The 23,679-nt window shown below is 38.8% G+C and carries 25 protein-coding genes, 1 other RNA gene and 1 riboswitch; of the genes, 13 read left to right on the top strand and 13 right to left on the bottom strand.

Annotation, left to right across the window (positions count from 1 at the left end; genetic code table 11):
* Window position 1: 1 nt before the first annotated feature.
* Window positions 2–4,540, bottom strand: a complete 4,539-nt coding sequence (gltB, locus tag ACLCDL_RS00220; RefSeq protein WP_423145962.1) for a glutamate synthase large subunit — start codon at window positions 4,538–4,540, stop codon at window positions 2–4.
* Between the two features lie 309 nt (window positions 4,541–4,849).
* Between gltB and ffs the strand changes: the two genes are divergently transcribed.
* From ffs to ACLCDL_RS00255, 7 genes are all read left to right on the top strand, one after another.
* An RNA gene (gene ffs / locus ACLCDL_RS00225) (signal recognition particle sRNA small type) lies at window positions 4,850–4,948 on the top strand.
* A 111-nt stretch (window positions 4,949–5,059) separates the two neighbouring features.
* Window positions 5,060–5,719 (top strand): fructose-6-phosphate aldolase, encoded by a 660-nt coding sequence (gene fsa / locus ACLCDL_RS00230; RefSeq protein WP_423145963.1) that lies wholly within the window; start codon window positions 5,060–5,062, stop codon window positions 5,717–5,719.
* A 107-nt stretch (window positions 5,720–5,826) separates the two neighbouring features.
* On the top strand, window positions 5,827–6,810 hold the full coding sequence (locus tag ACLCDL_RS00235) for a YpdA family putative bacillithiol disulfide reductase (RefSeq protein ID WP_423145964.1): 984 nt from the start codon (window positions 5,827–5,829) through the stop codon (window positions 6,808–6,810).
* A gap of 67 nt (window positions 6,811–6,877) precedes the next feature.
* Window positions 6,878–7,165: a hypothetical protein gene (locus tag ACLCDL_RS00240; protein WP_423145966.1), complete on the top strand. Its 288-nt coding sequence runs from the start codon at window positions 6,878–6,880 to the stop codon at window positions 7,163–7,165.
* Window positions 7,166–7,274: 109 nt separating this feature from the next.
* A complete protein-coding gene (locus ACLCDL_RS00245) occupies window positions 7,275–8,063 on the top strand; it encodes an SDR family NAD(P)-dependent oxidoreductase (RefSeq protein WP_423145967.1) in 789 nt (262 codons plus the stop codon).
* 21 nt (window positions 8,064–8,084) lie between these two features.
* Window positions 8,085–8,327 (top strand): hypothetical protein, encoded by a 243-nt coding sequence (locus ACLCDL_RS00250; RefSeq protein ID WP_423145968.1) that lies wholly within the window; start codon window positions 8,085–8,087, stop codon window positions 8,325–8,327.
* 11 nt (window positions 8,328–8,338) lie between these two features.
* Window positions 8,339–9,499: a baeRF7 domain-containing protein gene (locus tag ACLCDL_RS00255; protein ID WP_423145969.1), complete on the top strand. Its 1,161-nt coding sequence runs from the start codon at window positions 8,339–8,341 to the stop codon at window positions 9,497–9,499.
* Between the two features lie 78 nt (window positions 9,500–9,577).
* On the opposite strand, the gene ACLCDL_RS00260 is transcribed toward ACLCDL_RS00255, so the two are convergent.
* Together ACLCDL_RS00260 and aroQ are read right to left on the bottom strand one after the other, a co-directional pair.
* Window positions 9,578–9,952, bottom strand: a complete 375-nt coding sequence (locus ACLCDL_RS00260) for a hypothetical protein (RefSeq protein WP_423145970.1) — start codon at window positions 9,950–9,952, stop codon at window positions 9,578–9,580.
* 61 nt (window positions 9,953–10,013) lie between these two features.
* Complete coding sequence (aroQ, locus tag ACLCDL_RS00265; protein ID WP_423145971.1) at window positions 10,014–10,427, bottom strand: type II 3-dehydroquinate dehydratase; 414 nt, start codon at window positions 10,425–10,427, stop codon at window positions 10,014–10,016.
* A 23-nt stretch (window positions 10,428–10,450) separates the two neighbouring features.
* On the opposite strand from aroQ, the gene xerD reads away from it, so the two are divergent.
* On the top strand, window positions 10,451–11,350 hold the full coding sequence (gene xerD / locus ACLCDL_RS00270) for a site-specific tyrosine recombinase XerD (protein WP_423145973.1): 900 nt from the start codon (window positions 10,451–10,453) through the stop codon (window positions 11,348–11,350).
* On the opposite strand, the gene ACLCDL_RS00275 is transcribed toward xerD, so the two are convergent.
* Together ACLCDL_RS00275 and prmC are read right to left on the bottom strand one after the other, a co-directional pair.
* Window positions 11,347–12,231 carry an EamA family transporter gene (locus ACLCDL_RS00275; protein WP_423145974.1) on the bottom strand — a complete coding sequence of 295 codons (885 nt, stop codon included), beginning with the start codon at window positions 12,229–12,231 and terminating at the stop codon, window positions 11,347–11,349. The two genes, xerD and ACLCDL_RS00275, sit on opposite strands and share 4 nt — an antisense overlap.
* 54 nt (window positions 12,232–12,285) lie before the next feature.
* On the bottom strand, window positions 12,286–13,140 hold the full coding sequence (prmC, locus tag ACLCDL_RS00280) for a peptide chain release factor N(5)-glutamine methyltransferase (RefSeq protein WP_423145975.1): 855 nt from the start codon (window positions 13,138–13,140) through the stop codon (window positions 12,286–12,288).
* Between the two features lie 34 nt (window positions 13,141–13,174).
* Here prmC and ribD point away from each other — a divergent pair, with 34 nt between their 5' ends.
* The 3 genes from ribD (at window position 13,175) to ACLCDL_RS00295 (ending at window position 16,115) form a co-directional block, all read left to right on the top strand.
* Window positions 13,175–14,224 (top strand): bifunctional diaminohydroxyphosphoribosylaminopyrimidine deaminase/5-amino-6-(5-phosphoribosylamino)uracil reductase RibD, encoded by a 1,050-nt coding sequence (ribD, locus tag ACLCDL_RS00285; protein ID WP_423145977.1) that lies wholly within the window; start codon window positions 13,175–13,177, stop codon window positions 14,222–14,224.
* A gap of 161 nt (window positions 14,225–14,385) precedes the next feature.
* Window positions 14,386–15,000, top strand: coding sequence for an IMPACT family protein (locus ACLCDL_RS00290; protein WP_423145978.1), 615 nt, complete (start codon window positions 14,386–14,388; stop codon window positions 14,998–15,000).
* A gap of 119 nt (window positions 15,001–15,119) precedes the next feature.
* Window positions 15,120–16,115 (top strand): c-type cytochrome, encoded by a 996-nt coding sequence (locus ACLCDL_RS00295; RefSeq protein ID WP_423145979.1) that lies wholly within the window; start codon window positions 15,120–15,122, stop codon window positions 16,113–16,115.
* A gap of 46 nt (window positions 16,116–16,161) precedes the next feature.
* Here the strand turns inward: ACLCDL_RS00295 and ACLCDL_RS00300 are convergent, their stop codons facing one another.
* Genes ACLCDL_RS00300 through mqnE form a run of 3 tightly spaced genes read right to left on the bottom strand, consistent with a single transcriptional unit; the run spans window position 16,162 to window position 18,765 of the window.
* On the bottom strand, window positions 16,162–16,878 hold the full coding sequence (locus tag ACLCDL_RS00300) for a menaquinone biosynthetic enzyme MqnA/MqnD family protein (protein WP_423145980.1): 717 nt from the start codon (window positions 16,876–16,878) through the stop codon (window positions 16,162–16,164).
* Between the two features lie 6 nt (window positions 16,879–16,884).
* Entirely contained in the window at window positions 16,885–17,541 is a 657-nt protein-coding gene (locus ACLCDL_RS00305; protein ID WP_423145981.1) for a histidine phosphatase family protein, read from the bottom strand.
* Window positions 17,542–17,568: 27 nt separating this feature from the next.
* The gene (gene mqnE, locus ACLCDL_RS00310; RefSeq protein WP_423145982.1) at window positions 17,569–18,765 is read right to left on the bottom strand and encodes an aminofutalosine synthase MqnE; all 1,197 of its coding nucleotides are present in this window, start codon (window positions 18,763–18,765) and stop codon (window positions 17,569–17,571) included.
* Window positions 18,766–18,877: 112 nt separating this feature from the next.
* On the opposite strand from mqnE, the gene ACLCDL_RS00315 reads away from it, so the two are divergent.
* Window positions 18,878–19,999, top strand: coding sequence for a trans-sulfuration enzyme family protein (locus ACLCDL_RS00315; protein ID WP_423145983.1), 1,122 nt, complete (start codon window positions 18,878–18,880; stop codon window positions 19,997–19,999).
* A gap of 87 nt (window positions 20,000–20,086) precedes the next feature.
* Window positions 20,087–20,189: riboswitch (SAM riboswitch) on the top strand.
* A gap of 179 nt (window positions 20,190–20,368) precedes the next feature.
* Window positions 20,369–21,427, top strand: a complete 1,059-nt coding sequence (locus ACLCDL_RS00320; RefSeq protein WP_423145984.1) for a homoserine O-acetyltransferase family protein — start codon at window positions 20,369–20,371, stop codon at window positions 21,425–21,427.
* Between the two features lie 69 nt (window positions 21,428–21,496).
* On the opposite strand, the gene ACLCDL_RS00325 is transcribed toward ACLCDL_RS00320, so the two are convergent.
* The 5 genes from ACLCDL_RS00325 to ACLCDL_RS00345 all read right to left on the bottom strand — a co-directional run bounded on the left by ACLCDL_RS00325 (window position 21,497) and on the right by ACLCDL_RS00345 (window position 23,550).
* Window positions 21,497–21,634 carry an OmpA family protein gene (locus ACLCDL_RS00325; RefSeq protein ID WP_423145985.1) on the bottom strand — a complete coding sequence of 46 codons (138 nt, stop codon included), beginning with the start codon at window positions 21,632–21,634 and terminating at the stop codon, window positions 21,497–21,499.
* A gap of 11 nt (window positions 21,635–21,645) precedes the next feature.
* Window positions 21,646–21,963, bottom strand: coding sequence for an OmpA family protein (locus ACLCDL_RS00330; protein ID WP_423145986.1), 318 nt, complete (start codon window positions 21,961–21,963; stop codon window positions 21,646–21,648).
* 126 nt (window positions 21,964–22,089) lie between these two features.
* Complete coding sequence (locus ACLCDL_RS00335) at window positions 22,090–22,764, bottom strand: sigma-70 family RNA polymerase sigma factor (protein WP_423145987.1); 675 nt, start codon at window positions 22,762–22,764, stop codon at window positions 22,090–22,092.
* A gap of 1 nt (window position 22,765) precedes the next feature.
* A complete protein-coding gene (locus ACLCDL_RS00340) occupies window positions 22,766–23,203 on the bottom strand; it encodes a DUF2231 domain-containing protein (protein WP_423145988.1) in 438 nt (145 codons plus the stop codon).
* A gap of 2 nt (window positions 23,204–23,205) precedes the next feature.
* The gene (locus ACLCDL_RS00345; RefSeq protein ID WP_423145990.1) at window positions 23,206–23,550 is read right to left on the bottom strand and encodes a hypothetical protein; all 345 of its coding nucleotides are present in this window, start codon (window positions 23,548–23,550) and stop codon (window positions 23,206–23,208) included.
* Window positions 23,551–23,679 lie beyond the last annotated feature (129 nt).

The following is a 23,679-nucleotide window of genomic DNA, read 5'->3' on the forward strand; positions in this document are numbered from 1 at the left end:
CTCAATTTACTGATTGATATTGTGCATGATGTAAAACTTTCTTGTATTCTTTAGGGAAGACTTTAACAAATTTCCCTGCTTCGTCTGCCCAGTTACCTGTTAAGTACTGAGCTACTTTACTTTGGGTAAGTTGTGTGTGCTTACGTAAAAGTGTTAAGATATGCTCTTCGTCTTCTGTTGTAAGCGGATCCAAGTCAACCATCTCTTTATTGCAGTTTTCTTTGAAAGTACCGTCAACATCATAAACCCAGGCAATACCGCCGCTCATTCCTGCCGCAAAATTTTTACCTGTTTTACCTAAAATAAGAGCACGGCCACCGGTCATGTATTCGCATCCATGATCACCAACACCTTCTACTACGGCCGTAGCACCCGAATTACGAACTGCAAAACGCTCACCTGCCTGTCCTCTTACAAAAAGTTCTCCTGATGTAGCACCATACATAGCCACGTTTCCGATAATTATATTATCTTCAGGAACAAGCGGACTTTCTGCAGCAGGATAAATCGCCAACTGCGCTCCTGATAATCCTTTACCCACATAATCGTTTGCTTCACCTTCCAACTCAAAGGAAATACCTTTAGCACAAAACGCTCCAAAACTTTGCCCCGCAGAACCCTTAAACTTAAAGTTGATGGTATTATCGGGTAAACCTGCTGATTGATAGCGTTTCGATATTTCATTGGAAAGCAATGTTCCTAAGGTACGATCAGTATTTTTAACTGAAAACGTTCCGAATACAGGAGTTTTACTTTCCAGCGCAGGTTGTGCATGTTCAACAAGTTTCCAGTCGAGGATGGTATCTAAACCATGATCCTGCTTTTCGCTGTTGTATAAGGTTGATCCGTTATTGGTAACCGGGTATAGGATACCTGAAAGATCAACTTTTTTAGCTTTCCAGTGGTCAATTCCTTCTTTTACTTTTAAAAATTGGGCACGTCCTACCATTTCATTGATAGTACGGAAACCAAGATCAGCCATTATTTCTCTTAACTCTTCTGCAAGAAAATGGAAAAGATTAACAATGTGCTCAGGTTTTCCGCTAAACAATTTACGTAATTCAGGATCCTGAGTAGCAACACCTACAGGACATGTATTCAGATGGCATTTACGCATCATGATACAACCGCCTGCAACAAGGGCTGCAGTAGCTACGCCCCATTCTTCAGCTCCCAGTAAGGTAGCAATCGCTATATCCCGGCCGGTTTTTAACTGGCCATCTGCTTGTAATACAACCCTGCTTCTCAGCTTGTTGCGAACAAGTGTCTGATGGGATTCTGCAAGTCCAAGCTCCCATGGTAAGCCGGCATGTTTTATAGAACTTATTGGAGAAGCTCCCGTTCCGCCATCATACCCTGCAATTAAAATAACATCGGCATGCGCTTTGGCCACACCGGCAGAAATTGTTCCAACTCCTGCTTTTGATACCAGTTTCACGTTGATGCGGGCGTCCCTGTTAGCATTCTTTAAGTCGAATATTAACTGAGCCAGATCTTCTATCGAATAAATGTCGTGGTGCGGAGGAGGCGAAATCAAACCTACACCCGGAGTTGAGTGACGAACCTTTGCAATCCATGAATCAACTTTATCTCCCGGCAACTGGCCACCTTCTCCAGGTTTCGCTCCCTGAGCCATCTTTATCTGAAGCTCGTCTGCATTAGTTAAGTAATAAGAAGTTACCCCAAAACGTCCGGAAGCAACCTGTTTAATAGCCGAACGCATGGAATCGCCGTTGGGAAGCCTCTCGTAACGAATTTCATCTTCACCACCTTCACCGGTATTACTTTTGGCACCAATGCGGTTCATCGCGATAGCTAGTGTACTGTGAGCTTCGTGCGAAATAGAGCCAAAAGACATAGCGCCGGTAGCAAAACGCTTCATTATATTTTCAGCCGGCTCTACCTCATCAAGCGAAATTGGTTCACGATGATGGGCAAAATCCAACAAGCCACGTAATGTAAACTTTTTATCATCCTGATTATTAATCAGCTTTGCATAATTTTTATAAACAGAATAATCGTTGGTACGTGTAGCATGCTGAAGCAAATGAACGGTTTGGGGATTAAACAAATGCGCCTCTCCTCTTCGTTTCCATTGATAAATTCCACCTTCTGGTAGCAATTCTACTTCTGCTTTTGAATCGCCAAAACCATTGTAGTGTTTGAAAAGGGTTTCTCTTGCGATTTCATCCAAGCCCAGGCCTCCGATACGTGAAACTGCACCCGAAAAATATTTATCTACTACTTCCGAATTAATTCCTAAAATCTCAAATATCTGCGAACCGTGATAGGACTGCAATGTTGAAATTCCCATTTTAGAGAAAATCTTAAGCAAACCGTCATTTACCGCCTTCACATAATTTTTAGACAAATATTTATATTCAAGAGAAGTTTCTAATTTACCCTCCTCTTTCATTGTCTGAATAGTTGCCAGCGCCAGATACGGATTGATTGCAGTTGCCCCAAAGGCAAGTAAACAGGCAAAGTGATGTACTTCCCACGCATCTCCCGCTTCTACTACAATTCCTACAGCACCCCGGTATCCTTTTCTAACCAGGTGATGATGTACTGCAGAAACAGCTAAAAGTGAAGGAATTGCAGCATGTTCTGAATCTATTGCACGATCTGATAAAATCAACACTTCAAATCCGTCGTTAACAGCATCCTCGGCATAACGGCAAAGTCTGTCGAGTCCATTTTTTAAGGATCCGGCCTGACCATCAGCTTTAAAATATGTTTGAAGCGTTTTGGCATGGAACATCCCTGTATCAATACTGCGCAGCTTTTCTAACTCAATATTGGTAAGAATAGGCTGATCCAGTGCAACACAATGTGCATGCATTTTGTCTTCATCCAGAACATTACCATTGCTTCCTATAAAAGTTGCAAGGCTCATTACCAGACGCTCACGGATGGGGTCGATAGGCGGATTGGTAACCTGTGCAAAATATTGTTTAAAATAACTGGATAAATGCTGAGGGCGATCTGACAGGACTGCCAGAGGCACATCTGTACCCATTGATCCTATCGGTTCCTTTCCATCAAGCGCCATTGATTTAATAATCACATCCACATCTTCGCGGCTGTAACCAAAAACCTGCTGATACCGGAAAACTGAATCTGCAGAAAGATTAGTAAAGGCAAGCCGTGGTTCAGGAAGTTCATTCATCCTGATCTTATAGTTTTCCAGCCACTGGCCGTATGGCGATTGTGAAGCAACTTTTGTCTTTATCTCTTCGTCGGTAATTATTTTTCCTTCTTCAATATCAACAAGGAACATTTTACCCGGTTGTAACCTTCCCTTTTTAATAATCTTATCTTCAGGAATTGGCAAGGCGCCAGCTTCGGAAGCAACAATCACCCGGTCGTCGCTTGTAACAGCATATCTTAAAGGACGTAAGCCGTTCCGATCTAATATCGCACCGATTATTTTTCCGTCTGTAAAGTTTAACGCTGCCGGTCCGTCCCAAGGTTCCATCATGGTAGCATGAAACTCATAAAATGCTTTCTTTAACGGATCCATCTGCTCGTTACCATCCCAGGCTTCCGGAACAAGCATCATCATAACATGAGGCAATGAACGTCCGGAGTGCATCAGCACTTCAACCACGTTATCAAGACATGCAGAATCTGATTGATTGTTATCGATAACCGGCAAAATTATCTCCATTTCCTCTTTTGAGAAATAAGGAGATGCGTACGAACGTAAACCGGAGTAAAACCAGTTGAGATTTCCTGTTAATGTATTAATCTCTCCGTTATGCGCTATCACCCGAAACGGCTGAGCCAGTTTCCATGAAGGGAATGTATTGGTAGAGAAACGTGAATGTACCATTCCAAAAGCAGAGGTAACACGTTCGTCTGAAAGATCGGTGTAATAATTTCGTACCTGATAAGTAGTAAGCTGACCTTTATAAACAATTACTTTGCAGGAAAAAGAAGCAATATAAAATAAATCAGTGGCATCAGATGCCATTTCATTGATATTTTTTGTAATTAAGCGCCTTAAGACGAATAATTTACGCTCAAAATCCTCTTCGCTTGCTATATGTAAGGGCCTGTTAACAAAAACCTGTTCAACGTGAGGCTCCATTGACAGAGCGGTTTCACCTATTCCAACAGGCCTTACCGGAACCTTTCTGAATCCCATGATTTCTAAGCCCAACTTCTCGGCAGCTGCTGTAATTGCCGAACGGCAAGCTTCCCGTGCTCCGATTTCTTTAGGAAAGAAAACCATACCAACACCATAATGGCCAGGCTCTGTAAGGCGAATATTTAAAGAAATACATTCCTCCATGAAAAACTCATGCGGAATCTGCATTAATATGCCGGCCCCGTCGCCACTTTCAGGATCGCAACCACAGGCGCCTCTGTGTTCCATATTTTCCAGCGTCATCAACGCATCAGTAATAATCTGATGAGATTTATGCCCGTATATATTTGTAATGAACCCTACACCGCAGGAATCATGTTCAAATTCGGGACGATACAACCCTTGCTGGTCACAATCAGTTTGCTTCACGTTATCAGTTTGCTTCATCGAATGATATTATGTAATTAATATAAAGTAGCCAACCACGAAAATACGAATTTCATGCAAGAGTTTAAATAAATCTAATAATTTTTAAATTTTCTTCAATAGAAGATAAACAAGAAGAGCAAAAATTAAACTTTTTACAAAAAAGTGCGACAGTTATTGAAAATATTAAAATATCATCTTTCTCAATAAAGCGTCCTTAATATTTCTCTTTAGAAAAGAATATATCCACTAAGAGGCCTGAGAAAGTGATAAATTTTAAAAAGGATTTTTTGAATGACATTAATTCAGAAAAATTTCTATTTTTGCGGCGGGTTAGTCTTCTACGACCAGCTCCTCTTGAACTCCCCCAGGGTGGGAACGCAGCAAGGGTAGAGGGTTGTAGCGGTGCGATAGAAGGTGCTAGCCCATTTTTTTCTTTTCTATATCCTATACCGGATTTTATTTTTCAAATCACTCGACTATCTGTAATAATAGCTAATTTTGAACTTTTAACATTAAAATCAATACTCATAATACTCAATGAAATTTTTTATCGATACGGCTAACCTGTCACAAATTAAGGAAGCACATGATCTCGGCGTTCTGGATGGAGTAACTACCAACCCAAGTTTAATGGCCAAAGAAGGAATTACAGGATATGATAATGTAATTAATCATTATAAATCAATTTGTGAAATAACAGACGGCGATGTAAGTGCCGAAGTTATTGCTACAGAATACAATGAAATCATCCGCGAAGGCGAAGAACTGGCAAAGCTTCATGAAAAGATCGTGGTAAAAGTGCCTATGATAAAAGACGGAGTAAAAGCAATCAAGTATTTTTCTTCAAAAGGTATTCGTACTAATTGCACGCTTGTATTTTCTGCCGGACAGGCCTTACTTGCCGCAAAGGCCGGAGCTACCTACGTTTCTCCTTTCATTGGCCGTTTGGATGATATTTCAACAGACGGACTGACATTAATAGAAGATATCCGGTTAATATTTGACAACTACGGATACACTACTCAGATTCTGGCAGCATCCGTTCGTCATCCTATGCACATTATTGACTGCGCAAAAATCGGTGCTGATGTAATTACCGCTCCGCTGTCTGCAATTACTGCTTTATTAAAGCATCCGCTTACAGACAACGGCCTTGCCCAGTTTTTAGCTGATCATGCTAAAGCAGCAGGTAAATAAGTTTTTCAATAAAATTGAAAGAAAGCTATCCCGAAAGATAGCTTTCTTTGTTTTGGGAAATATTCAAAGAAAAAGAACAAATAACCTTTAGAAAAGTCTATTCTGAAATGGATTCAAAAATATTCGACCTGATAATTATTGGTGGCGGACCAATTGGCCTTGCCTGCGGAATTGAAGCGCAAAAAGCGGGACTCTCCTATCTCATACTTGAAAAAGGCTGCCTGGTTAATTCTTTATATAATTATCCTTTAAACATGACCTTTTTCTCCACATCAGAAAAGCTGGAAATTGGAAACGTTCCTTTTGTTTCAAACAATCCCAAACCGGTACGTTCTGAAGCACTTGAATATTACCGCCGGGTAGCTTTTACCTATAATTTGAACCTTCAGCTATTTGAAGAAGTTAAAAACGTACTAAAACAGGATGCGGTTTTCCAGATTAAAACTTCTAAGAGTGTTTATCATTCTAAAAATATAATTATCGCCACCGGCTTTTATGATATTGCGAATAAAATGAACGTACCCGGAGAAGACCTGCCTAAAGTGAAACATTATTATAAAGACCCTCATTTTTATTCATATCAGAATGTGATTGTTGTAGGCGCAAATAACTCTGCCGTTGACGCCGCCTTGGAGACTTACCGAAAGGGAGCAAAAGTCAGCATGGTGATCCGCGAAAGCGAAATAGGTGAACGAGTAAAATACTGGGTTCGTCCGGATATTGTTAACAGGATAAAAGAAGGCAGCATTAAAGGATATTTCAATTCCCGGATAGTTGAAATACGTGAGACGGAAGTTGATATTGAAACGCCTGAAGGATTACTAACTCTTCCGAACGATTATGTGTTGGCTATGACCGGATATAAGCCCAACTTTGATTTCTTAGCAAACGCCGGGATTAATCTTTCATTAGATGAAAAGCTGCATCCGGAATACAATGAAGAAACTATGGAAACCAATCAGCAGGGAATATATCTGGCAGGGGTAGTTTGCGGAGGAATGGATACCCATGTTTGGTTTATTGAAAACTCTCGGGTACATGCAAATAAAATAATAAGCCATATTTTATCGCGAATGCCGGTTGCATTTTAAAACATCCTTTCATTCAAAATAAAACTTTATTAACGGTTTTCTTGTCTTAAATCAAAACAGGTTTATTATGAGATCCTTTAAAACAAACTTTCCAATAGATGGAGTTCCTACTTTTGTAACGGTTATTCAGATGGAAGACGGAAGTTTTTCTGTTGAACTGGAAAGTACCGGAATGGACGAAGACAAAGATCCGAAAAAAGAAACTGTTGCAGCTATGCGTACCCCAGACCTCCTGGTTCAGCATACCAAAAACGGAACCTGGATAATTCTAGATCAGGGAACATTCGACCTGAATAATGAAGATTTGCAGGCTTTGGGAAGAGCTATAGAAAACAACTCACCAAACCTGATTTAGGCTTCTTTTTCGTGGGCACATTAATCTGTTTTTTACAAAACCCTTTGCAATATGTGTAGTTAGTATTAGAGGAGATGTCTATAAAAACTCTAACAAAAAACTACTATCTATGGAAACAAAAGGTCAGACAGCCCTCATTACAGGCGCTACCAGCGGGATAGGATATGAATTAACAAAGCTTTTCGCCCAGGATAAATTCAACCTGATATTGGTTGCAAGAAATGAACAGCGCTTAAATGAAATTGCCGCAGAATTAAAAAGCACATACCAGATAAATGTAACCGTTATTCCGAAGGACCTGGCAAATGATTCGGGCGCATTGGAAGTTTATGAAGAAACAAAACGGCAGGGCCTTACAGTTAATATTTTAGTTAATGATGCAGGTGTAGGTGAACGTGGAAAATTCACCGAAACGGACTTTCAGAAAGAACTGGAAATCATTCATCTCAACATCATTTCGTTAACTCATCTTACCAAACTCTTTCTCAAAGAAATGGTTAGCCGCAATGAAGGAAGGATTTTACAACTGGCTTCTGTTGCATCGTATCAGCCTACTCCCCTTTTAGCTGTTTATGCAGCTACCAAAGCATACGTACTCTCTTTAACCGATGCATTAATTCATGAGCTGAAAGATACCGGTGTTACCATGACAGCCTTAATTCCGGCCCCTACCGATACCGATTTCTTCAATAAGGCTCATGCAGAAAATACGGTTGCCGCACATAAAGCAGACGACCCGGCAATGGTTGCAAAAGAAGGTTATGAAGCCCTGCTCAAAGGAGAACATCATGCAACCGCAAGCGCTTCCGTGCTGGCTCAGGTTGCAATGAGTACCACACTGCCAAACGAAGCCGTATCTGCTATGGCTGAAAAGTACATGAAAGAAGATAAAAAATAAGTTTAATTTAATTAGTTTACTATGGCCAAAAATAAAAATGGAACTTTTGTTCCACCGAAAGGAAGACCATCTGGTTCAGCTAAAGACACAGCTGGTTTACGCAATGCTTTTGCTGTAAATGATTTAAAAACTGACGAGGAACTTTCTGAAAAATATACCGACGGACCAGATGAACCTTCAGCTAACGTGCCTTTAAGACATAAAAACAGAAATGTAAATAAAGGTGAAGAAAATAACGACGTTGAGAGCAACAGACAACTTTAGCTACGTGATTTATGGATATATTATCAAAAGAAGAATTTATTGGTCTGGCAAATTATCAGGGGAAAAATTGCATCTCGATTTTCATCCCTACACACAGTTCGGGCAATGAAGTGAACGAACGCTATGATGTAATTGTATTTAAAAACAATTTGCAGGCAGTTAAAGCCGACCTAACTGCGAAAGAAGTGGATTCGCGAGAGATTGATGCGATGCTTAAACCAGGTTTTGAATTGCTTAAAGACGATGAATTCTGGAATAATCAGCTGGAAGGGCTGGCAGCATTTTTTTCGGAAGGCTTTTTCAATATCATCAAAATTCCATTTAAAGTAAAAGAAGAGCGTATTTTAAACAGCCGGTTTTATTTGAGTCCGCTGTTACCTTTGATATCTAAACGTCATCGGTTTTATTTACTCGTATTAAGTAAGAACGATGCAAAGTTGTACGAAGGTGACCAGTTTGAAATGAAAAAGCTGGAAGTTGAAGGATTGCCGGACGGAATGAATGATGTTATTGCTTTTGAACAGAAAGATAAACGACAACTTTTCAGAAAAGGAGGAACTGCACCGGGTGCTGACGCCAGTTACCACGGGCACGGAACAGGTTTAGCAGAAGAAAATGAATACATCCTTCAATATTTTAAAGAAGTTGACCAAACACTCTGGACAGAAGTCCTTCACAACGAACATGTCCCGCTTTTGTTAGCTGCGGTTGAATACGAAATAGGATTTTATAAGCAGATTTCAAATTACAAGCATATTGCCGATGTGAACCTTACCGGTAATTTTGAACACGAGGACAGAAACACCCTGTACGCGAAAGCAAAAGAAAAAATTACCCCTTATTTTAAAGAATACACCAATGCTGCATTAAAGAATTTCTACGACAATTCAGTTACAGGATTGAGTTCATCCATTCCTTCTGAAGTAATTCCTGCTGCCTATTACGCCCAGATATCTGACCTGTTCGTTCAAAAGGATCAGCATGTATGGGGTTCTTTTAACGAAGCAGATAATGTGCTGGTAATACACCAGGAAAAACGACCCGGAGATGAATGCCTGATAAATAATGCCATCATAAAAACGCTGGTAAATGGCGGAGAAGTTCATGTACTTGAAAAAGAAAAAATGCCAACGGATAGCCCGATAGCTGCATTTTTGCGCTTTTCTCTGTAATAGTATCAGGAGGTTGTTTAAAACTATCGTTCTTTTAATATTGAACAGTTTTTAAACAACCTCTTCCTTTTTTTAATATTAAGGAGTAACGGTAAATTTAATCCTGGTAAATGAAATATCTGAAGGTGTAGATGCTCCGCCTGAACCTCTCATGCTTTTTATCTCTACTTCATCTGCACCAACGAAATCTATAGAAGGAATATAAACGTAATATATAGCGTTTGAATTAACATCTCTGCTTAGTTCACTTTTTGAGGCATGCAAAGGGGGATTACTTACAATTGCTCCGTCTTCATAACCAAAAAAACTTAATTCCACCCGGTATTCCTGATTGGCCTTAATAGCAACGGATTTAACAGTAATGACTTTATCCGTTTTCTTGCCTGCATCATCTTTTTTGCAAGAGTGGATAAGGACACTCAACGGCAATAACAGCATGAATAATAATTTCATAAATAATTAGTTTTCATACTATTACGAGCATTATAAAAAAACGAAAAACTCGTATTAAACTTTATAAAAAACTTTCAACTGCCAGGCGGTAGCTTTCCAAACCGAATCCGGTAATTATTCCTTTACAGTTTTTAGCCATCATGGAATGATGCCTGTATTCTTCCCTGGCATAAACATTGGAGATATGCACTTCTACCACCGGGGTTTTTATTGCTGCAATGGCGTCGCTTACTGCAATAGAGGTATGCGTATAAGCTCCTGCATTCAAAACTATTCCGTCATAGGTAAACCCGATTTCATGCAATTTATTAATAATTTCCCCTTCAACATTACTTTGAAAATAATCCAGTTGAATAGCCGGATAGCTACCTTTCAGTTTTTCTAAATAACTTTCAAAACCGGCGTCTCCGTAAATAGATTTTTCACGAATACCGAGAAGGTTTAAATTAGGTCCGTTTATTAATTGTATTTTCATCCTTTCAAACTTAAAAGTAAAAATTGGATTGGCAAACAGCACTTAAAGGATTCAAATCCTATTTACAGGTAGAATGCGCTCTCTCTGCAAATACAATTGAAGCTTATCTGAGAGATGCAGGAAGGCTTTTTGAATTTGCGGAAACGTTGCCCGATCAGCCTTCTGCCGGAAAAATAACGACCGAAGATTTAAAAGCCTTCTTGAAATGGATCAATGAACTTGGAATGCTTCCCCCCACACAAGCCCGGGTATTATCAGGTTTAAAAGCCTTTTTCAAATACCTACTGCTTGAAAAATGTATCAACTATGATCCTGCCGAATTACTTGAAAGCCCTCGTTTAAGCAGAAAACTTCCCGATACGTTAAGCATTTATGAAATTAATTCGCTTATTGATGCTATAGATCTTTCTAAAGCCGAAGGCATGCGTAATAAAGCGATGTTAGAGGTTCTGTATAGCTGCGGCTTACGTGTTTCAGAGCTTATAGGATTAAAGATTTCTAACCTTTACCTGGATATTGAATTTATCAAAATACTTGGAAAGGGAAATAAAGAGCGACTGGTTCCCATTGGTTCTGCTGCTGTAAAATATCTGCAGATCTATCTGGAGGAAATACGTGTTCATATAAAGATTAAGCCGGGCAAAGAAGATTTTGTCTTTTTAAATAAAAGAGGCTCTCCTCTATCAAGAGTAATGGTTTTTCTTATAATCAAAGATCTTTCAGATAGAACCGGATTGAAGAAAACAATCAGTCCGCACACATTTCGCCATTCATTTGCCACACATCTTATTGAAGGAGGAGCAGACTTAAGAGCCGTACAGGAAATGCTTGGACACGAAAGCATTACTACTACAGAAATTTATACCCATTTAGACAGGGATTATTTAAAAGACACCATTATTCAATATCATCCCAGAAGCTAACCCCAAAGAATTATTACAACGGAGCCTAACAGCATAAAAAAAGATCCGATGAGTTTTTTACGGATTTCTTTCTCCTGAAATATTTTATGGCCCAATAGTACGCTTGCAATTGCCGATAGCTGAAACAGTGATAATGCATAGCCTACATCTATGTATTGATAAATATAATTGGTTCCAAACTGAATGGCCGCAATAAATAAAGCGACGTACAGGTATCTGGTAATATCTCTTCTTCCTATATAAGAGGTACCTGTTTTTTTAACTTTTGACAGGTTTAATAAAAGAAGAACCAGACAAAAGAACGTGCCGGAGCAGGATAGAATAACAAAGGCAATTGTAAAGGATGAATACTCTATAATCTTTTTAATAAAAACTGCTTCTATGGCGGCTAAAACCATTCCCCAGATGCGAAACTGAATTTCTTTCCGGAAGAAAATAGCAGTAGAAAATTTTTCGCCTTTGGTATCCAATACATAGTAACTGCCGTAAATTATCATCGCTATACCCATCACGCCATACATATTGGGTATTTCATGCAGAATAATGATCCCGAAAATTATTCCAATAATGGACTTATATGCGTTTAACGGGCCAATTACAGATAAGTCTCCGCTCTCTAAAGCCGAAATATAAAACCAGTCGCCCAAAGCACCTAAAAGTCCAACTAAACCTGCATATACCCAGAACTCTGCCGGAAAGACATGCCAGTCAACTTCAAAAATGAAAACAATAGAAATTACACTTAATATCAGGTAAGTAATAAAATTAAGCAACAGAGGTGGATGCCTGTTCAAAATAAGCTGCTTTTGAAAAACGTTAACTAAGGGGTTAAGAAATATTCTTAATAAAACAGCAAAAACAACGATAACGAGCGGTGACAATTCTTATTCAGTATACCGGATAAACTTAATAAAACATTTCCACTTGTCATTAAATTAAAGAGAGGCTTTAATCATTCTGTCTTTTCCTGTCATGTCCTGCCTTAATTCTACATTTTTAAAACCTTTTTCCTGAAGCAATAAAACCGTTTCTTTTCCAAATTTTTCGTTAATCTCAAAGAAAAGCAGGCCTTTTTCAGCAAGATTCTCTTTTGCAAAATTTGCAATACAGCGGTAAAATAATAAAGGATCCTCTCCTTCTACAAATAATGCGGATTGCGGTTCATAATCAATCACATTTTTATGCATATCTTTCTTTTCCTGGGTTGTAATGTAAGGAGGATTACTTACTATTACGTCTAAAACCAAGGCCTTAAGATCAGGATTTGAAAGAATATCAGCATGAATGAATTTAACCTCCGTTTGGTTCATTACGGCATTTTGTATTGCCATTTCCAATGCAGCCGAAGATATATCAAGACCGTACACTGTAGCTTCAGGTAAGTTTTTTTTCAATGCAACAGGAATACAACCGCTTCCCGTTCCTATATCAAGTAAGCTGCCCGTTTGTATATTTTGATCTTTTACTTCCGTTAACACCCAATCCACTAATTCCTCCGTTTCCGGACGTGGAATCAACACCGAAGGATCAACTTTGAACCTGAGTCCGTAAAAATAAGTTTCACCGATGCAGTACTGTACGGGTTTACCTGTTTCCAGTTCGTCAAGAATCATTCCGATCGATGTTTCTTCCATTGGAGTAAGATTTTTATTCTTTGCAAGAAGAAGCTGTTTTTTTGATACACGACAAATATGTTCCAACGAATAATAAGCTATATTACGGGCTTCGTCTTCGCCATACAGCGATAGTAAACGCTGATTAAAAATCTTTTCTGCTTCAGCAATGGTCATAATAAACAAAGAAAGTAAAAAAGTACTTTTGTGAATGCAGGCACACGAAAAATATATGCAGCGGTGCATTGACCTTGCACTTTTAGCAAAGGGAAATGTGAGCCCCAACCCAATGGTTGGAGCTGTGGTTGTGCATAACGGAGAAATAATCGGCGAAGGCTATCATCAACGTTTTGGCGACGCCCATGCAGAAGTAAATGCAATAAATAAGGTGTTAGCACATTACGCAAATGCTGCAGAGTTATTAAAACAATCCACACTGTATGTTAGTCTGGAGCCCTGTGCACATTTCGGTAAAACACCTCCTTGTTCTGAACTGATCATCCGACATGAAATTCCGAGAGTTGTAATAGGTTGTGCAGACCCTTTTCCGGAAGTTGATGGAAAAGGAATTGGAAAGTTAAGGGACAAAGGAATTGATGTTACCGTGGGAGTTTTAAAAAATGACTGTGAGAATCTGAACAAACGATTCTTTACACATGTGAAAAAACAACGTCCATACCTCATTTTAAAATGGGCACAGACGGCAGATGGTTTTTTCGCACCAGAAAACGGTTTAAAAAAATGGATCAGTTCACCCCTTTCAAAAAAGCTGGTGCACCAATGGAGAAGTGAGGAAGATGCAGTTTTAGTTGGCAAAAATACCGCTTTAATAGATAACCCGCAGCTAAACGTCCGTGAAATTGCAGGGAGAAACCCTCTTAGAATTGTAATTGATCGAAACCTCGAATTGCCTTTTCATCTCCATTTATTTGATCAGTCGCAGGAAACTATTGTGTTTAATTCTGTAAAAACAACTATTGAAGATAAAATAAAATACCTCGAAATTGAAGACTTTGACAATTACCTACCCCAATTAATATCTTATCAGCTATTTCTGATGGACATTCAGTCTGTTATTATTGAAGGCGGAAAAAAAACACTGGATCTGTTCTTAAAGGCAGGGTTATGGGATGAAGCCCGTGTTTTTATCAGCAAGGACCGGTGGAGCTCAGGTATACATGCCCCTCTGATGTCAAATAAAGCTACTGAAATTATGGAAGCTGGTTCTGATTCGCTGAGTATTTTTTTAAATAAAAACTAAAAAAAACGGAACCTTCTGATCCTGCTTCCGTAGAAAAATGCTCCAAGAGAAAATTTCTAGAAAATATTACATAGATTAATTAAGTTTCCAAACAAAAATTCGAAAGCCTTCCTGAACCGGGAAGGCTTTTTTAATTTGCAGCAAAATTTAAGAACCTCCGGATGTTGTTTCAGGATACTTTTAAAACACTATTAAAACCCGCTGAAGGAACCTTTAGGGATAAAGGCAGCAAGTTTATAGCTTATGCAATACCGATAAAAGCGGAAAATGAAGTTAAAGGTATCATTACTGATTTAAAAGCCGAGCATCCAAAAGCACGCCATCATTGCTGGGCGATGAGGTTGACACAAGACCGTACAGTATTTAAATTAAACGACGACGATGAACCTTCCGGTTCCGCGGGCCGCCCCATCCTGAACACATTGCTTTCTTTTGATGTAACTAACATACTGGTTGTTGTGGTGCGCTATTTTGGCGGCACTCTTCTTGGAATTCCGGGACTGATAAATGCTTATAAAACGGCAACCACCGAAGCTCTTAAAACAGCGGAAATAATTGAAAAAACGCTGCAGGATTACTATCTCTTACATTTTGATTATTTAAACATGAATGAAGTAATGAGGATAGTAAAAGAAAACCGCCTTGAGATAATCCAGCAGGATTTTGGTAATTCCTGCACTATGCAGATTGCTATAAATAAAATACAGGTGAATAATGTAATTGAAAAACTGGAAAAGGTTGATTCAATAAAAATTAAATACATAGAAAGTAAATAATTTTTCTCTTCTCGCTGTTACATCTTCCTTTTTATTCACGTATAGCCTTAAAAAACAACGGAAAATCTATTGGTTTTTTAAATAATTATAATAAATTTAATCTGTAATTAATCTCAGTTATGAAAAAGGCGGGAAAAATCCTTGTATTTATCTTTATTTCCATATTTATTATCGTGGGAGCGCTTGTAAGCTATGTAAAGTTTGCTCTTCCGAATGTTGGCAAAGCTCCTGATTTGAAAGTTGAACTCACTCCTGCTCGAATTGAGCGGGGAAAATATCTTGCCAACCATGTAACCGTGTGTATAGATTGCCATTCAAAAAGAGACTGGACAAAACTTGGAGGGCCCTTGGATCCTCAAACAACAGGTTCGGGCGGCGAAAAATTTGATAGTAATGTAGGTTTCCCCGGAGAAGTTTATTCTGCCAATATCACACCCTTCAACTTAAAAAACTGGACGGACGGAGAAATTTTCAGGGCAATAACAACAGGTGTAAAAAAAGACGGCTCGGCTATATTTCCAATAATGCCCTATAACTCGTACAGGCAAATGGATAAAGAAGACATTTACTCGATTATCGCCTATATCCGAACCTTGCCTGAACGAAAAAGCACCTTTCCGGAACGTAAACTTGATTTCCCGTTGAACTTTATTGTAAATACTATACCCACAAAAGCAGATTTAAAACCAATTCCAAACGAAAAGGACCAGTTGGCTTACGGAGCTTATATTTTAAATGCTGCTGCCTGCAAAGAATGCCATACTAAAGCAGAAAATGGTAACCCGGTAGAAGGGATGGAACTTGCGGGAGGAAGAGACTTCCAGCTTCCCAGCGGAACGGTATTTTCTGCAAACCTCACTCCCGATCCAGAAACCGGCATTGGAAAATGGACCCGTGAACAGTTTGTTGCAAAATTTCAAATGTTTGCTGATAGTTCTTATCGCCCGGCAAATGTAGGAGCTCACGATTTTCAAACCATTATGCCCTGGGGCATGTACGGAGGTATGAAAAAAAGCGATCTGGAAGCTATTTATGCTTACCTGAAAACGGTTAAACCTGTAAAAAACGAGGTTACCAGGTTTGTAACCAGCAAAGAACTTGCCGCTGTTAAATAAAAAAAACTCGTACTGCAGACAGGATTTGGAACCCTGGCTGCGGTACCTATAAATCTTCTACGAGGTAAAGATATTTCTGCAAAGCTTCTTTTTTCCTGCTATCAAGATTATAACTTATCTTGTTTAATAAATAATCTTCAAAATCAAAGTCAGCACGCGGGGAAATTTCAGCTATTACCTCTTTTCTGTGATCAAGGCCAAATTTCAGAGCCGCATTAAATTCTGAGATAAATTCTTCAGAAACAGGTTTATTAGAAGCCCAAACTGCAAAAACAAAAGGCAAACCGGTAAATTTTTGCCATTCTTCAGCAAGATCATAAACAAAAGGGAATTTATCTTTTTTTCCGAATGTGCGGTCGCCTATTTCTACAAATGCATCAGCTTCCCCTTCAACAATCTGGGGGGCAGTGTGCCAGTAGTTTTTAAGAAGAACTTTTGCAAGGTTGTTTGAGGTTCTGGACTGGCGATCCAACTGCAGCGTTTCTATTTCAGTAACCGGAAGCTTGCTAAATATAAAAACAGAATTTACAGCACCCACAGCGCCAATACAATAATCAGAAATAATATAATGATTTGGGATATGGAGTAGAGCTGCCACTGGAACTATTCCTATATCAACTTTATCTTCAATTAATTTTTGAGCGCATTCGGCAGGAATATCAAAATTCAGATCAATTTTTTCAGCAATACCAGAATGCTGTAATCCATAAACAAAAGGTTTTGTATTGGTATATGAGATTGCGGAAACGCGATATTTATTCACAGGGAATCAGTTACAGTAGACAAAATGATCGGTATTGTTGAAATCAACTATGGTGAACCTCGTACCATCGTATTGAACTTTATACAGCGTAGTATTTGTATGAGGAAATTTTTCCATCTCGTATAATGGACAGTCGGTTAGTAAACATAAAAAGAGGCGCATCGCCCGTCCATGCATACAAATCAGGATGTTTTCATCTTCATTTTCTTCAATGAGCTTCTCCAGAACCTCCAGCTGGCGCTCCTTTACCTCGAGCGGACTTTCGCCATTTTCAAACTTAAGATGCAATTCTCCTGCACTCCAGTTTTGCATCATGTTATCATAGGCACTCTTTACATCTTCGGTACTCTCCTGCCCTTCAAAAACGCCCCACGCCATTTCATCCAGTCCTGAATATTGGGTCCAGGATATTCCTGCGTCTATAAAATGTTTAACTGTTTGATGGGTGCGTTTTAATGTAGAAGTATATATCTTATCAAAAGGAATATGTCTGTAGGCTTTATAAAAAGCTTCGGCTTGCTTTCTTCCTGTTTCATTTAAATCAGAATCAACTCCTCTTCCCTGAACGACTCCTCTTTTATTCAAATCCGTTTCTCCGTGGCGGATAATGTATAAGGTTTTAAATTTTCGCTCCCCTGACGGGGCAGTATCATCAATTTCCATTTACGTATTTAATCTGTATTAAAATCATCAGGAATTTAACACAGGCAGTTTATAAAACGATTTTTTCTCTTCTTCCGAAAATTGATACTCTGAATAATCTGTCATTACATTATACAAAGTATCTCTTTCAACAGGCTGTCGCCCAACCTGCTTTATTAAATCAACTAATTCTTTGGTACTCATTGCCGGATGCTGTTCTTCAGCACCTGCCATGGAGTAAATTTTGGTGGTATCGTCTAAAGTACCATCTATATCATCTACTCCAAAATTCAACGACAGTTGGGCTGTATTGCGGCTAATCATTGCCCAATATGCTTTTATATGATCGAAATTATCAAGATAGATGCGGGAAATAGCATAATTACGAAGATCTTCAATAACAGAAACTTCCTGTATATGCGACATCTGATTATCCCTGTTCCTGAATTTCAGGGGAATAAAAGTCTGAAAGCCACCGGTTTTATCCTGAAGTTGACGTAACCGTTCCATGTGATCAACACGATGCCAGAATTCTTCTATATGGCCGTATAGCATGGTAGCGTTTGACCTCATGCCTAATTTGTGCCATTCTTCATGAATTTGCAGCCATTGTTCGGCATTACATTTGTCAGCAGCAATTTGTTCCCGTATTTCAGGATGAAAAATTTCAGCTCCTCCACCGGGAATTGACTGTAGGCCGGCTTCTTTCATCAGTTTCATCCCGGTAGCATAATCAATTTTAGCTTTTTTGAAAATGTAATGGTATTCTACCGGTGTAAGCGCTTTTACATGCAGTTCCGGACGATGCTCGTGTATTTTCCTGAACAGCTCGGAATAAAATTTCAAATCATACTGCGGCAGCACTCCTCCTACTATATGCACTTCAGTAACAGGCTGATCATCATACTTTTTCACGACATCAAGCATTTCCTGCATCGTGTACTCCCAGCCCTCAGCCCGCTGCTTTATCAGCCTTGAATATGAACAGAATTTGCAATCATATACACACAGATTGGTCGGTTCAATATGAAAATTCCGGTTAAAATAAGTCCTGTTACCATGACGCTTCTCCCGTATATAATTTGCGAGCGTACCAACAAAAGCAAGTTCAGCTTTTTCGTAAAGTAAAACACCTTCATCAAAAGTTAAACGTTCGTTGCTTTTTACTTTTTCAACTATAGATTTGAGGGAAGGATCGATAGTCGGATTATTCAGAAGTATTTCAAGATTGTGTTCTGCACCCATTCCTTAAACTTTGCACAAAAATAGGATAAAGCTATTAATTGTTCTATCATATTGATGCAAGTTTGAACAGGTAATTTTATAATTGCTAAATTTACAGCCCAGCACTTCATTTATGAAAATTGAAACTATCGCTATCCATGCCGGAAATCATATATCAGAAGATTCCAAAGCAGTTATACAACCCATCACTTTATCCACCACATTTGAACGGGGCGCAGACGGAGGATACCCGGGAGGCTACATGTACACACGGGCTAACAATCCCAACCGATCTTCGCTCGAAAATGTTGTAGCACAACTTGAAGGGGGCGCAGATGCATGTGCTTTTTCTTCAGGAAATGCTGCCGGCGCTGCCGTTTTCCAGGCATTAGAACCTGGAAGCCACGTTATTGCAGCAGACGATATGTATCACGGGCTGAGAAATCTTATTAACACCGCTTACAAAGGAGTTTTAGAAGTGGATTACGCTGATCTTTCAGATATTGAATTGCTAAAATCTCTTATTAAGGATAACACACGCCTTATCTGGATTGAAACCCCTTCCAATCCTTTATTAAAAATAACAGACATTGAGGCCATATGCTCGCGGGTAAAGACAAAAGGAATCAAGGTATGCTGCGACAATACTTTTGCCACTCCTGTTTTTCAACGCCCGCTCGAGCTCGGTGCAGATATTGTAATGCATTCTACAACCAAGTATTTCGGGGGACATAGTGATGTTTTAGGCGGAGCTTTAATAACAAAAGAAAAAGATACGATGTGGGATAAGATCAGAAGTTTGCAGGAACTTTCCGGTGCTGTGCCTTCTCCTTTTGATTGTTATTTAACCGTTCGGGGAATAAAAACATTACCATACCGAATGAAGGGACATGCCTTTAATGCTCAAAAAGCCGTTGAATTTTTGCAGAAACATCCTTTAGTTGAAGAAATATTTTATCCCGGACTGGAAACTCATAAAAATCATTTGGTTGCAGCAAAACAGATGATCGGTTTTGGCGGGATGTTTTCATTTCTGGTGAAAGGTGGTGCAGAAAAAGCAAGAAAAGTAGTTAACTCTACGCAATTATTTACCCAAGCAACCAGCCTGGGAGGTGTTGAAAGCCTGATTGAACATCGTGCTTCTATAGAAGGGCCAAACACGAAAACACCATTAAATTTGCTACGCGTATCAATCGGTTTAGAAAATATTGAAGATTTACTACAGGATTTATCGCAGGCGCTGGAAGCTGAATAAAAATTCTTTTATAAAAGTTAAAAATCTGTTAGCTTTGAAGCGTTGATAGCAATATCAATATTCATCAATATTCCAATTCAGGATTTTGATTTATAAAGAAGTGGCGAGAGAACGGGCTCGTAGACCCACTGGCAACCCTGACGAAACAGAAGGTGCCAATTCCTGTCCGCAGTTGCGGAGTATATAAATTATTAAAACATGAAACAGACAAAGACCCTTCCTCCGTCCGGCAAATTTTCGGACCCGAACCAGCCTCTTTATTTGACATCTCCGCTTTCTTTGTGGTACATGTGTCGGATTTAACATTTTTGGCAATCCTGCCATTTTGCAATCCTAATTAAAATTTTTGTTTATCTGACATCGTACAAAATGAGTTTTGAAGTATATAAATATAAGAAGCAATTCAAGCTGGAAAACGGCAAAAAAATCAAGAACCTGGAAATTGCTTATCATACCTATGGTAAACTTAATTCAAAAAAAGACAATGTAATCTGGGTTTGCCATGCGCTAACCGCAAATTCAGATGTGTTTGACTGGTGGAAAGGTTTATTCGGAGAAAATGGTTTCTTCAATCCGGAAGATCATTTTATTGTTTGTGCCAATGTTTTAGGCTCTGCCTATGGAACCACAAATCCACTAAGTCTCAATCCGTCTACAGGACAACCATATTATCTTTCATTTCCGGCTTATACCGTTCGTGATATTGTCAATGCACAAATCCTGCTGGCAAATCATTTACAAATTGAAAATATCGAACTGCTTATTGGTGGGTCCTTAGGAGGACAACAAGCTGTAGAATGGGCTATAATTGAGCCGGAAAGAATAAAAAAACTGGTTTTGATTGCCACCAATGCTTTTCATTCAGCCTGGGGAATTGCATTTAATGAAAGTCAGCGCCTTGCAATAAGCACTGATCGTACCTTTTATGCGCAAACAAAAGATGGCGGAAAAAAAGGATTGAAAGCCGCACGGAGCATTGCACTCCTTTCATATCGTAGTTATGAAACGTATGAAATAACGCAACAGGAAATATCTGCTGATAAAACCGATGATTTCAGGGCTTCGTCTTATCAGAATTACCAGGGAGAAAAGTTGGTTAACCGCTTTAATGCGTACAGCTACTGGTATTTAAGCAAAGCTATGGACAGCCATAATGTAGGAAGGCAACGGGGATCGGCAAAACAAGCCTTAGAAAAAATTACCGCAAAAACGCTGGTAACAGCTATTTCTTCCGACATTTTATTTCCACCGGAAGAACAAAAATTTCTGGCAAAAAACATCCGTAATTCCCGCTATATTGAAATTAATTCTCTTTATGGCCATGATGGTTTTTTGATTGAAACCGAACTTCTTACCAAAGAAATAGCAAATTTCCTTAATTCTTCTGCATCAGAGGAATCAATGGTAGTTCTTCATAAGATTGCGTGAAAACGATTGTCATTATAAGAAGCGTAGCCTTATTAATTATTCGACTACGCTTTTTCAACAATCTACCCGTTAGTATTTTCTTTCAACAATCTTAAACTCAACTCTTCTGTTCTTTTGGCGACCTGCAGCCGTTTTATTGCTTGCTATGGGAATGGTGCTTCCAAACTCTGTAGCAACTATTCTTTCTTCGTCAATTCCAAGGCTCACTAAAAAGCTTTTTACTTCGTCTGCCCTTCTTTTAGAAAGTTCCAGTTATAAACATACTCACCGATAGCATCTGCGTGTCCCCGTAGTGCCAAAACCTTGTCATTCGTTTTCATTAAGGCGGCAAGCTTAATAAGTTGTGGGCGGTTGTTTTTCCTGATAAGGGATTGATCAAAATCAAATTCAAGATTTTCAGTTACTTCTGCAACTGAAACATTTGAACCAGGTGCTGAGCTATTTGATTTGTTGGGATAATACGCAAATGCAAAAATAGCAGATAAAAACAGTGCGGATAAAACCGGCAGGGCCAATTTCAGAACTTTTGTTTTCATAGTAGTTGTATTAGATACAATTACCTACGAAACAAGATCACAGCCGGATTTCAACAAAGCGATTTTTTATAAAATATGAAAGATGTTAAAATATTATTAGGGTAAATAATGTTTATCAGAATACCACTAAAAATCCGCTTCTTTCTGACTTTTTATCTCCGACATCACTCTCTCCACTATTCTGTCACAATAAATAAGGTTAAATTCAAAAATATCTTCAGGAGAATACATCTTTTCTATTTCAAAGCGCAGCATCTTTTTCGCCCGGGTCAATCTTACTTTAACATTGCTTTCTGTAATGTCAAGTGCATCGGCCGTTTCTAAAACACTTAATCCGTTTAATTCACGCAGGGTAAAAACCATCCTGTAATCGGCAGGAATTTGTTGCAAAGCATTTTCCATTACGCGGCCTAATTCCCTGTTAATAACTGCCCTTTCGCTATTTTCCTGTTTTTGAAACATTGGATTGTCGTTTTCTGAAAACTCATTATCAATAAGTACCTGCTTTGAAAAGCTGAACTTCTGTCTTTTCTGATAGCAATTATTGAGCATAATTCTGGTGAGCCATGTTTTAAAGGCTGAACGGTTCTCAAACTTTGAAAGGTTAAAAAATGCGCTTACATACGTATCCTGTATTAAATCTTCTGTATCCTGATGGTTATACCCATATGCCCTGCCAATTTTATAAAGGGATGAATTGTATCTCCTTATTAAAATTTCGTATGCGGGGATTTCTCCTTCCTTTATCAGCGATACGATTTCAAAATCGGTATATTGTTTAACCTGACTTAGTATTTCCATTTTAATCTTTTTCTAGTCCGATTCTGTCTTTTAAAATTAAATTTCCCCCTATATAATTCCCTGCAATCATGAAAGTTACCAAAAATCCTTTAATTATTATTTCCGGTACTGTATCTGAAACAAGTGCCGGATAATTTTTAATAGAAATGAATGCAAGAACACTATATCCCATAACTACCAGCGTGTTGATACTACCATGAATCAGCACTTTTTTTACAACCGCAGACTTCTGTTCACTGACGTGGATCAGATCGGCTGCACCTGTAATTATTGCAAAGAAACCTGCTAAAACTCCGCCTGCCATTGCACAAAAAGAAGCGTTTGTAAACAAATCACTGCCCAGATAAAAGGCAAGCAGGGAGCATACAAAGTCCATGGGAAAAAGTGCCGAAGGGAAGTGGATAAGCATGATGTGTAAGGGATGTCCGAAAATTTTCATAATCAGGCGAAAGCAAATAGAAGTAATGCTACAAATCCGACAATTGCCAGCAAAGCATGAACAAACGCTACTGATAAGGGACTGGCTTTTTTCTGCAAGTCGCGGATAAACATATAAAAGCCACCCAAAGCGGCGATGACAAACAGAATAATACTAACCTTAGGAAAGTCATCCGGATGCTGAGCCGCATATACAATTAGTAACACAAGTGCTACAGCTGCTACCAGTCCATGCGAATAAATAACTCCTTTAGATGCCTCTTTTTTTGTAAGCCACTTAACTAAAATACTTAATCCGAGCACTGCAGAAACTGCGAATAATACAATAGAAAAATTTATCATGTCCATTTATGTTATTTAAAGAATTAGAGAGGGTGAGAATAAAAAGGGTTACAATTCTGAGCAACTAGAATTTAAAATATACTGACAGTGCCAATATATTTTCTATATTTATATAAGCTATCTAAAAAAACTTCT

The organism is Rubrilithobacter danxiaensis (assembly GCF_047272945.1).
GTDB classification, from domain to species: Bacteria; Bacteroidota; Bacteroidia; order Sphingobacteriales; family Sphingobacteriaceae; genus Rubrolithibacter; species Rubrolithibacter danxiaensis.

Excerpts from the sequence above, each read along its gene's own strand:
- gltB (WP_423145962.1), bottom strand. The coding sequence starts at position 4,540 with ATGAAGCAAACTGATAACGTGAAGCAAACTGATTGTGACCAGCAAGGG.
- fsa (WP_423145963.1), top strand. The coding sequence starts at position 5,060 with ATGAAATTTTTTATCGATACGGCTAACCTGTCACAAATTAAGGAAGCA.
- ACLCDL_RS00235 (WP_423145964.1), top strand. The coding sequence starts at position 5,827 with ATGGATTCAAAAATATTCGACCTGATAATTATTGGTGGCGGACCAATT.
- ACLCDL_RS00240 (WP_423145966.1), top strand. The coding sequence starts at position 6,878 with ATGAGATCCTTTAAAACAAACTTTCCAATAGATGGAGTTCCTACTTTT.
- ACLCDL_RS00245 (WP_423145967.1), top strand. The coding sequence starts at position 7,275 with ATGGAAACAAAAGGTCAGACAGCCCTCATTACAGGCGCTACCAGCGGG.
- ACLCDL_RS00250 (WP_423145968.1), top strand. The coding sequence starts at position 8,085 with ATGGCCAAAAATAAAAATGGAACTTTTGTTCCACCGAAAGGAAGACCA.
- ACLCDL_RS00255 (WP_423145969.1), top strand. The coding sequence starts at position 8,339 with ATGGATATATTATCAAAAGAAGAATTTATTGGTCTGGCAAATTATCAG.
- ACLCDL_RS00260 (WP_423145970.1), bottom strand. The coding sequence starts at position 9,952 with ATGAAATTATTATTCATGCTGTTATTGCCGTTGAGTGTCCTTATCCAC.
- aroQ (WP_423145971.1), bottom strand. The coding sequence starts at position 10,427 with ATGAAAATACAATTAATAAACGGACCTAATTTAAACCTTCTCGGTATT.
- prmC (WP_423145975.1), bottom strand. The coding sequence starts at position 13,140 with ATGACCATTGCTGAAGCAGAAAAGATTTTTAATCAGCGTTTACTATCG.
- ribD (WP_423145977.1), top strand. The coding sequence starts at position 13,175 with ATGCAGGCACACGAAAAATATATGCAGCGGTGCATTGACCTTGCACTT.
- ACLCDL_RS00290 (WP_423145978.1), top strand. The coding sequence starts at position 14,386 with ATGTTGTTTCAGGATACTTTTAAAACACTATTAAAACCCGCTGAAGGA.
- ACLCDL_RS00295 (WP_423145979.1), top strand. The coding sequence starts at position 15,120 with ATGAAAAAGGCGGGAAAAATCCTTGTATTTATCTTTATTTCCATATTT.
- ACLCDL_RS00305 (WP_423145981.1), bottom strand. The coding sequence starts at position 17,541 with ATGGAAATTGATGATACTGCCCCGTCAGGGGAGCGAAAATTTAAAACC.
- mqnE (WP_423145982.1), bottom strand. The coding sequence starts at position 18,765 with ATGGGTGCAGAACACAATCTTGAAATACTTCTGAATAATCCGACTATC.
- ACLCDL_RS00315 (WP_423145983.1), top strand. The coding sequence starts at position 18,878 with ATGAAAATTGAAACTATCGCTATCCATGCCGGAAATCATATATCAGAA.
- ACLCDL_RS00320 (WP_423145984.1), top strand. The coding sequence starts at position 20,369 with ATGAGTTTTGAAGTATATAAATATAAGAAGCAATTCAAGCTGGAAAAC.
- ACLCDL_RS00330 (WP_423145986.1), bottom strand. The coding sequence starts at position 21,963 with ATGAAAACAAAAGTTCTGAAATTGGCCCTGCCGGTTTTATCCGCACTG.
- ACLCDL_RS00335 (WP_423145987.1), bottom strand. The coding sequence starts at position 22,764 with ATGGAAATACTAAGTCAGGTTAAACAATATACCGATTTTGAAATCGTA.
- ACLCDL_RS00340 (WP_423145988.1), bottom strand. The coding sequence starts at position 23,203 with ATGAAAATTTTCGGACATCCCTTACACATCATGCTTATCCACTTCCCT.
- ACLCDL_RS00345 (WP_423145990.1), bottom strand. The coding sequence starts at position 23,550 with ATGGACATGATAAATTTTTCTATTGTATTATTCGCAGTTTCTGCAGTG.